General features: G+C 44.5%; 1 protein-coding gene. It reads right to left on the reverse strand.

Annotated elements, in window-relative coordinates:
• Nucleotides 1-47: 47 nt before the first annotated feature.
• A partial coding sequence (locus R7E78_RS29095; RefSeq protein ID WP_318059015.1) for a GDP-mannose 4,6-dehydratase occupies nt 48-564 on the reverse strand: 517 nt, incomplete at its 5' end.

The following is a 564-nucleotide window of genomic DNA, read 5'->3' on the forward strand; positions in this document are numbered from 1 at the left end:
AAAAGGCGCTGGAATGCGCCTTTTTGTTATTATTGTGTTAAATGAAACTATACGTCTGGGTAACCTTGTGGGTTATTTGATTGCCAGCGCCATGTGTCCCCTGTCATCTCTTCAAGAGTACGTGATGCTTTCCAGCCTAGTTCATTCATTGCTTTTGAAGGATCTGCCCAACATTCTGCAATGTCACCAGGTCGACGTTCAACCAGTTGGTATGGCACATTTTTACCGCATGCGCTTTCAAATGCTTTTACCATTTCAAGAACGCTGTAACCATTCCCGGTACCAAGGTTGTAGATGTGCAAACCAGCTTTATTACCGACTTTTTCTAGCGCAGCAACGTGGCCATCTGATAGATCCATTACGTGAATGTAATCACGAACACCAGTACCATCTTTGGTTGGGTAATCACTACCGAATACAGATAGAAACTCGCGACGACCAACTGCTACTTGAGAAATAAATGGCATTAGGTTGTTCGGAATACCTTGCGGGTCTTCACCTAACTCACCAGTTGGGTGCGAACCAACAGGATTGAAGTAACGAAGAAGTGTGATGCTCCAGTCT

Source organism: Vibrio sp. YT-19(2023), assembly GCF_033337395.1.